The following is a 1,072-nucleotide window of genomic DNA, read 5'->3' as shown; positions in this document are numbered from 1 at the left end:
GCACTAGAGTGCTCCTTTTAGTCTAAGTACTTTATTTCACTAGTTTTACATTTATTATAGGGATACACTACTTAACCCGAACTAATTTATTCTTAAAGATTTAGTACATCTTATTAGTTGTTATGTTCCACATTATGCAAAAGAAGCGCAGATCCACACTTTGGAAATGCCCCCATTTCTGAAAGATAGCCAATTATGAATAATTGTTTTCTTTATTGCAATAAATTACAAAAGCAAAAAATCCAAATAAATAGCCTATTCCAGCTCCTAAACTAACTGTAAATACTGTTGGAATCTGGAAAAATATGCCCGAAATTACACCGATAGCACAACCAAAAAGCATTCCGATTGGTATTAAGCTATCTAATAAATTTTGAGCCCCTTTTGATTTTTTCTTACCTAGGTTGCCTTGGTTATATCTATGTTTCAGACTTTCAATTACATATACGACAATCCCTCCTACTATTACAATAGGTGCAATTGCCAATATAACAACCATGTTAGAACCTCCTTTCGCTTTTTAATCTGATCAATCTGCTACTAAAATTTTTATTCCGTTAAATGGCCCGATTTTTGAAGATCGTAATATGAATAACGTCTATTCTTTTGTAAAGCTATTAATAATAAAGAATCCAGCTATTATAGTACCAAAACTAAATGCTGTTTTTGTGTAGGCAAGAATATTGGGAATCGGATACGAAAAGGGGAAAAACCAATAAAACGATAAATAAATCATTGGTAAAGCTACAAGTACAATCTTATAGTAATTAATTCTCCATCGACCCGTTTTATTAAATTCCTTTAAGATATTGGGGATTCCAAGATATATGCCAATTGGGAAATACATCAAACTAATAAGGATTTGCCAAGGATACATTCTATACGTCTCATTAATCATTTTAATAAAATGTGAATTTATGTTGCTTATTATTACTAATAATAAAATAAAGCCAACCGAATATGCTAAGTAGCCTAAAGCCCTTTTATAATTTAATATCAATTTAATTCCCCCTTCCATTATATATTAACTGAATTTTTTGATAATCGATATACCTATTGAGCTAACCTGCTC

At 30.8% G+C, this 1,072-nt stretch carries 2 protein-coding genes; both read right to left on the bottom strand.

Translation table 11 applies throughout. The features are described from left to right. Positions 1-193: 193 nt before the first annotated feature. A complete protein-coding gene (locus tag V7164_RS25575) occupies positions 194-499 on the bottom strand; it encodes a hypothetical protein (RefSeq protein WP_335355647.1) in 306 nt (101 codons plus the stop codon). 99 nt (positions 500-598) lie between these two features. Then, the gene (locus V7164_RS25570; protein WP_335355646.1) at positions 599-1,000 is read right to left on the bottom strand and encodes a hypothetical protein; all 402 of its coding nucleotides are present in this window, start codon (positions 998-1,000) and stop codon (positions 599-601) included. Between the last annotated feature and the right edge of the window lie 72 nt (positions 1,001-1,072).

It is taken from the genome of Bacillus sp. JJ1474 (assembly GCF_036965225.1).
In the GTDB taxonomy this organism is placed as follows: domain Bacteria; phylum Bacillota; class Bacilli; order Bacillales; family Cytobacillaceae; genus Cytobacillus.
The sequence above is the reverse complement of the archived record's forward strand: the minus strand, read 5'-3'. Positions and strand labels throughout refer to the sequence as shown.